The sequence below is a fragment of the Kitasatospora sp. NPDC001539 genome (assembly GCF_040298565.1).
GTDB lineage: Bacteria > Actinomycetota > Actinomycetes > Streptomycetales > Streptomycetaceae > Kitasatospora.
Window position 1 is genome coordinate 20,499 of the sequence record NZ_JBEPAK010000079.1, and the last position, 7,046, is coordinate 27,544.

The window sequence follows — 7,046 nt, forward strand, 5'->3', positions numbered from 1 at the left end:
GGGGACGAGCGGCAGCCGGGAGAGCATGGTCATCATCGGCGGGGGGCTCGGCGGCCTGTCCACCGGCTGCTACGCGCAGATGAACGGCTACCGCACCCGGATCCTGGAGATGCACGAACTGCCCGGCGGCTGCTGCACGGCTTGGGAGCGGGGCGAGTTCACCTTCGACTGCTGCGTCAGCTGGCTGCTCGGCAGCGGGCCGGGCAACGAGATGCACCAGATCTGGCTGGAGCTCGGCGCCCTGCAGGGCAAGCGGATGCGCAACTTCGACGTCTTCAACGTGGTGCGCACCCGGGACGGCCAGGCGGTCTACTTCTACTCCGACCCGGACCGGCTGGAGGCCCACCTGCTGGACCTCTCGCCCCAGGACGCCCGGCAGATCCGGCAGTTCTGCGACGGTCTGCGCACGTTCCGCCTCGCACTGACCCGCTACCCCTTCCTCAAGCCGGTCGGACTGATGGGCCGGTGGGAGCGCTGGCGGATGCTGGCCTCCTTCCTGCCGTACTTCAACGTGATCCGGCGCTCCATCTCGGTGCTGATGAGCGACTACTCGGCGCGGTTCCGCAGCCCGCTGCTGCGCGAGGCGTTCAACTTCGTGCTCTACGAGAAGCACCCCAACTTCCCGGTGCTGCCGACCTACTTCCAGCTCGCCTCGCACGCGGGCCGGTCGGCGGGCGTGCCGGAGGGCGGCTCGCTCGGCCTGGCCCGCTCGATCGAGCAGCGCTACCGCCGCCTGGGCGGTGAGATCACCTACAACGCCAAGGTGACCGAGATCCTGGTCGAGCGGGACACCGCGGTCGGGGTGCGGCTGAGCGACGGCCGGGAGGTGCGGGCGGACATCGTGGTGGCGGCCTGCGACGGGCGCACCACGATGATGGACCTGCTCAAGGGCCGCTACCTGAACGACACCTACCGCCGGCTGTACACCGAGACCCTCACCCGGCCGGGCATGGTGTTCCCCGGCTACCTGACCGTCTTCCTCGGCCTGCGCCGGCCCTTCCCGGCGGGCGACCCGTGCACCACGTACCTGCTCGACGAGGAGTTCGCGGCCCGGCTCACCGGCATCCGGCACCCGAGCATCAACATCCAGTTCCGCAGCCGCCACTACCCGGAGCTGTCGCCCGAGTCGACCACCGTCGTCTACGCCAGCTACTTCTGCGACATCGCCCCCTGGCGGCAGTTGAGCACCGGTCCCGAGCAGGCACCGCGGCTGCGGCGCGGCGAGGAACTGCACACCCTCCCGGTCGGCCGGGGCCGGGAGTACCAGCGGGAGAAGCGCCGGGTGCGGGACGCCGTCATCGAGTTCCTGGACGGGCACCACCCCGGGCTGCGGGAGGCGGTGTCCGTCAAGGACGTCTCGACCCCGCTCACCCAGGTCCGCTACACCGGCAACTACGACGGCACCGTGCTGGGTTGGCAGCCCTTCGTGGAGAGCGGGGAGACCCTGGAGGAGGAGATCAAGCGCAACGGGCCGGGGCTGCCGGGGCTGGCCAACTTCTACCTCTCCGGGGTCTGGGCGACGACCGGGGGGCTGATCCGCGCGGCCGCCGCCGGCCGGCACGTCGTCCAGTTCGTCTGCCGGGACGACCGCAAGCCGTTCACCGCGTCGGTCGACGACAGCGCGCCGCCGCCGATCCTGATCACCGAAGCCGTCGGGCCGGGCGCCCGGGAGTTTGGAGTCACCTCGTGAGGATCGAGAAATGGGTCGTCCAGGAGCACGTGGACGGCGTGCCGGAGGTCGACCGGGTGTACCGGAAGGTCGTGGAGGAGGTGGACGTCCGGCTCGCCGCGGACGAGATGCTGCTGCGCACCCGCTACGTGTCCGTGGACCCGTACCTGCACGGGATCGCGCTGGACACGCCGATCGGCGACCACATGGGCGCCGACGCGATCATGGAGGTGGTGGAGGCCGGACCGGCCGCGCGCTTCGCGGTGGGCGACCTGGTCCAGGGCTTCGGCGGCTGGTGCAGCCACGTGATCAGCGACGGCGAGCCCCGGCTCTGGCAGACCGGCACCTTCCCGATGGTCTTCCCGGCTTACCGACGGCTCGACCCCGCGCACTACGACGAGCAGCTGCCGATCAGCACGGCGCTCGGTGTGCTGGGCGGCCCGGGGATGACGGCCTGGGGCACGGTGGAGAAGTTCCTCGACGTCCGGCCCGGCTCGACGGTGCTGGTCAGCGGGGCGAGCGGCGCCGTCGGCTCGGTGGTCGGACAGCTCGCCAAGCACCGCGGGGCGCGGGTGATCGGCACCACGGCGACGCCCGCGAAGGCGGACTGGCTGCGCGAGCTGGGCTTCGACGAGGTGCTGCACTACCGCGACGGCGACGATCCCGAGCAGGTGGCCAAGGAGCTGGCCGTGCTCGCCCCGGACGGCGTCGACCGCTACTTCGACAGCCTGGGCGGCACGCTCACCGACGTGGTGTTCGAGGTGCTCGCGGTGGACAGCCGGGTGGCGGTGTGCTGGCAGTGGGGGAGCCAGGTCGGCGGCGCGTGGACGGGGCCCCGGCTGCTACCGATGATCATGTTCCCGCGCACCCTGATCCGCGGGATCTTCTCGCTGGAGTGGTTCACCGAGGAGAACTGGGCCGTGCTGCGCCGGGACCTCGGCGCCCTGGTCCGCGGCGGGCGGCTGCACTACCGGCAGACCGTCCACCACGGGTTCGACAGCATCCCGGCGGCGTACCGCAGCCTCTACGTGGACCGCTCGGCGAGCCGGGGCAAGGTCCTGGTCGAGCTGTGAGCACCCGGGCGGGCTGACGGGGCCCCCGGCGCGGGCCGGCCGGGGAGCACCTGCGGCACTCGTGGGGACGGGAGTGGGACAGGGCCCCTCGGCCTGGCGGAGTCGAGGGGCCCCGGTTCGGGATCAGCCCAGGGTGAACCAGGTGCTGCGGGACTTCTTCCACTCGGGGTGGGTGAGGTCCTTGGCGGCGGTGCCGTCGCCGTAGAGGTCGGCGGAGCCGTTGTCGGTGATCAGCTGGGCGCGGGCGCCCGGCGCGTCCAGGTTCGGCACGTCCGGAACGGCCTCCCAGGCGCCGGCGTCGCTGGTCGGCAGGTCGATCAGCTTGACCGGCGCGGAGCCCGGTCGGCCGTCCCAGCGGTACAGCGCGTACGGGGCGGAGTTGTCCTCGGCCGCCCAGGAGCCTGCCACGATGAGGTACTGGCCGAGGTCGTTGCGGCGCAGGTCGCGGATCGACAGGCCGCCGAGGTCCAGCTCGACCGGGTCGCCGAAGGTCGCGTGCGCGGCCGAACCGTCCAGCAGGGCCGGGAAGTCGGTGACGGGCACGAGCAGCGCCCGTCCGCCGGTCACCGCCGGGGTGAGCGGGGCGCGGAAGCCCACGTAGGCGGTGGTGGTGCTGCCGGGGGCGAACTCCAGGCCCTCGACGTTGAACCCGTCGATCTGCTTCGGCGCCTGTCCGTCGGCGGCGCCGGCCGCGAAGCCGTAGCGGTCGCCGTGGGCGCTGTCCCAGGCGATCAGGTCGTCGCGCAGGCCGTGGAACGAGCCCGCCAGGGACAGCTGGGTGTCGGCGCCGGAGCCGGTCACCTTGGTGGCGAACACGGTCTGCCGGTCCGGCTTGACCACGCCGTCCTTGTTGTTGCCCAGCGAGCCCGTCCAGTAGACCGTGTCGCCGACCCGGGTGGCGGCCTCGATGTCGATCTCCTTGGAGACGCCGAGCGCCGAGCTGAAGTCCCAGGTGCGGATCGGCGCCCCGGACCTGTCGCGGTCGTAGAGCCGCAGGGTGTTGGACTCGTCGTCACCGACCAGGATGTATCCGCCGCCGGCGTCCACGGCGGCGGAGGCGTCGCTGGAGCCGGTGAGGTAGCGGGCGGCGGCGGAGTTCCGGACGGCGGCCGAGGCCGCGTAGTGCAGGGTGCGGGTGGCCGTCTTGCCGCCGAGGCCGGTGAGCTTGACGGTCAGGTCGGTGTAGCCGACGCCCTGGGCCGCGACCGCCAGGGTCCGGGTGCCGCCGGTGCCGGCCACCGTCACGTCGGAGGTCCGGGCGACCGAGCTGCGGGTGCTGGCCGAGGCGGCGACCGTCAGGGCGGAGGCGGCGGCGCCGCTCTGCGCCACCGTCACGGTGACCGTCGGGTCCCCGGTGGCCCCGACCGCGCCGGACAGGTAGCCGGCGGAGAGGGTGATCGTCGGGGTGCCGTACGAGGCCGCGGCCGCCGGGACGGCCGGCAGGGCGAGCACGGGCAGGGCGGCGACGGCGACGGCCAGCGGGAGCAGGCGACGGGAACGTGGCACGGGGACAGCCTCTCGACGCGGGGGAGTCGGGCGGGACCCAAGCCTGCCGGCCGTCGGCCAACGCCGCCCTTACACCGGCGGACGAGCGGACGAACAGCAGGCTTCCGCGCCGGTGGTGGCGGCGGACCCCGGACGACCGGCAGGTTCCGCGGTCGCGGCGGACCCGTGCGGAAGGCGTGCCGGGCGGTCCGCGGTCAGCCGGTGAGGCCCGCGGCGCGCAGGCGGCGCTCGACCTGCGCCCACTCCGGGGCGACCGGGGCCGTCCGGTGGGTGCCCGTGCCCCTGTCCTTGAAGCCGCTGGAGGTGGACACGCAGACCACCGGGCCGTCGTCCGGGGCCTGCGCGCCGAGGCTGCGCAGGCCGGCCAGGCCGGCGGCCGCGGAGAGTTCCGTCCACAGGCCGGCCCGGGCCAGTTCGGCCTGGGCGTCGGCGAGTTCCGTGTCGCTCACGGTCAGCGCCCGGCCGCCGCTCCCGCGCACCGCGACCACGCCCCGGTAGCCGCTGACCGGGGAGGCGATCGAGTACGCGTCGCTCGGTGCGACCGTCAGCCGGGCGGCCGGGAGGCCCTGGGCGAGGGCCCGGTGCAGCGGTCCGGAGGCCGCCGACTCGCAGGAGAAGATCCGCGGCACGCGTTCCGCAAGGCCGAGGCGGCGCAGCTCCGCGAAGCCCTTCCAGACGCCGAACAGCAGTTCGCCGTAGCCGGTCGGTACGAACACCGCGCTCGGCACGCCCACGTCTTGGAAGATCTCGTAGGCCACCGTCTTGTAGCCCTCGGGGCCGTACGGGTGGCCCGTGTGGGTGGTCGTCAGGTTGCTGACGGGGTGCAGGCCCAACCGCTCGACCACCTGCCGCAGCAGCGGCCAGCGGGCCTCCCACGGCACCGGCAGCACCACCGCGCCGTAGGCGTTGAGGAAGGCGTCCACGGCGGGCGGCGTGTCCGGGCCGGTGAGGACGACGCAGGGCAGCCCGGCGCGGGCGGCGTAGGCGGCGGCCGAGGCGCCGTGGTTGCCGGAGGACGCGACGGCGATGCCGGGCGCGCCGACGCCCACGGCGGCGCTGGTGGTGCAGCGGTTCAGGCGGTCCTTGTGGCTCCAGGTGGGGTTGCGGGACTCGTCCTTGACGTGGACGCCCGGTCGGATCTCCACCATCGGGGTGGCTCCCTCGCCCAGGCCCGGGGCGAGCAGCGGGGGCAGCAGCGGCGCCCAGCGCTCCAGGCCGCCGCGGGCTCCGGCGGGGGCTCCGTCGGTGGCTCCGTCGGTGGCTCCGGCGGGGGCTCCGTCGGTGGCTCCGGCGGGGGCGAACAGGCGGGCCGGGTCGGCCTGGTCGTAGGCGTAGTCGAGCTCGACGGGGTAGGAGACGTCCGCCGTGCTCGTCCGCGGGCAGCCTGCGGTGAGCGGGGGCCAGAGCGGGAAGTCGAGGTCCGGATCGCCGAGGGAGCGCTGGCCGGTGGCGAGGGAGGCGCCCGCCGCCGTGCCGGGGGTGGTTTCCCATGTCATGTAAGCACCATAGCCGCGTTGGAGGTGCTACAGGTGAGGGTTTGTGATTCTCCTGGGAACGGGCACACTCAGCGGGACGTCCGGTGGCCGGACAGGAACGGGGTCGCGATGGACAGCGGAATCCGGGAGATGGTCGACGCGCTGGCGGAGGCGCGGCGGCAACTGCGGGAGAACGCCCTGCCGAAGGTGCGGGAGCTCAGGGAACCGGTCGCCGTGGGTGGTGAGCACCACCTGCTCGGTCCGGCGGCCGACCTGCTGGCCGCGCTGGCGGAGCTGCTGGGCGGCGTCGAGCCGCGGGTCACCTCGTCGCAGGCGCACCACGCGCATTTCGAGGCGGCGAAGCGGCTGCAGGAGCAGGCGGGCTACCTGCGCGGCAGGCAGCAGGAGATCAGGGGGCTGACCGGGTGAGAGCCGCCGACGCCCCGTCGTGGGGCGCCGGCGGCCGTCCCGGCCGCTCAGCGGTGGTTCGCGAACTGCACCACCTGCTGGTACGTCGGACGGTTCTGCCAGGTGGTCTTGTCGTCCGTCACCCCGCCCAGCGGCCGCTGGATGATGGTGTCGGCGCACCACTGGTCACCGGCCGAGCAGTCGCCGTCGCCCGGGTAGACCTGGGAGGCCGGCTGTGCGGCGGCCTGCTTGAGGGTGTTCAGCAGCACGTTCCGGCAGGCCGTCAGGTCGCCTCCGCCGCAGTACGGGCGGGCCAGCGGGCCGGCGACCTGGTCGCCCAGGACGGACCGCAGGTCCTTGTCCAGGTAGCTCCACCAGCCGTACTGGAACGCCGAGCCCTTGTGGGGGATGGACTCGTTGGCGCTCACCGGGCCGCCGGCGGCGGCGCCGGTTTGGCCGCCGGAGGGCGACTCGTTGATCTGGAGGGCGCCGGTCAGGGCGGTGAAGAGCTGGTCGCCGAGTCCGGGGCGCATGACGCCGTCGGCGACCAGCGGCCACCAGGCGTCCATCACCCGGATCGCGGCGGCGTCCGCGTAGCCGTGACTGCCCGGTGAGGTCTCCTTGCGCTGACCTCCGTCGGCGAGCCAGACCTCCAGCTGCTGCAGCGCCGTCAGGGTGGCGGGGTCGGTGACCGGGCCGCTGCGCAGGACCCGGATGAGGTCCGGCAGGACGTCCTCGGCCCGCAGGTCGGCGAGGGCGGCGCCCTCCATCGCCTGGGTGAGCGAGACCCGGCTGACCTTGCCGCCGTGGTCGAGCAGCGCCTTGACCCGGTCGTCGAGCAGGTTGGCCCGGTGCACCGAGCCGTTGCCGAAGCCGGCCGCGGTGTAGCCGGCGGCCTGCTTGTTGTTCCAGGAG

6 protein-coding genes are annotated in these 7,046 nt (G+C 73.6%); 3 read left to right on the plus strand and 3 right to left on the minus strand.

Features of this window, described 5'->3' with window-relative positions:
- The first annotated feature begins 25 nt into the window (after window positions 1–25).
- A complete protein-coding gene (locus ABT247_RS15070; RefSeq protein ID WP_350742798.1) occupies window positions 26–1,690 on the plus strand; it encodes a phytoene desaturase family protein in 1,665 nt (554 codons plus the stop codon).
- Complete coding sequence (locus ABT247_RS15075; RefSeq protein ID WP_350742790.1) at window positions 1,687–2,742, plus strand: zinc-binding dehydrogenase; 1,056 nt, start codon at window positions 1,687–1,689, stop codon at window positions 2,740–2,742. The genes ABT247_RS15070 and ABT247_RS15075 overlap by 4 nt, the downstream gene beginning before the upstream one ends.
- 123 nt (window positions 2,743–2,865) lie before the next feature.
- Here the strand turns inward: ABT247_RS15075 and ABT247_RS15080 are convergent, their stop codons facing one another.
- Complete coding sequence (locus ABT247_RS15080) at window positions 2,866–4,248, minus strand: hypothetical protein (protein ID WP_502892450.1); 1,383 nt, start codon at window positions 4,246–4,248, stop codon at window positions 2,866–2,868.
- 194 nt (window positions 4,249–4,442) lie between these two features.
- Window positions 4,443–5,744, minus strand: a complete 1,302-nt coding sequence (locus tag ABT247_RS15085) for a threonine synthase (protein ID WP_350742792.1) — start codon at window positions 5,742–5,744, stop codon at window positions 4,443–4,445.
- A 108-nt stretch (window positions 5,745–5,852) separates the two neighbouring features.
- Here ABT247_RS15085 and ABT247_RS15090 point away from each other — a divergent pair, with 108 nt between their 5' ends.
- A complete protein-coding gene (locus tag ABT247_RS15090; RefSeq protein ID WP_350742794.1) occupies window positions 5,853–6,152 on the plus strand; it encodes a hypothetical protein in 300 nt (99 codons plus the stop codon).
- Between the two features lie 47 nt (window positions 6,153–6,199).
- Here the strand turns inward: ABT247_RS15090 and ABT247_RS15095 are convergent.
- Window positions 6,200–7,046: penicillin acylase family protein (locus ABT247_RS15095; protein WP_350742796.1), on the minus strand; the 847-nt coding region annotated here is incomplete at its 5' end.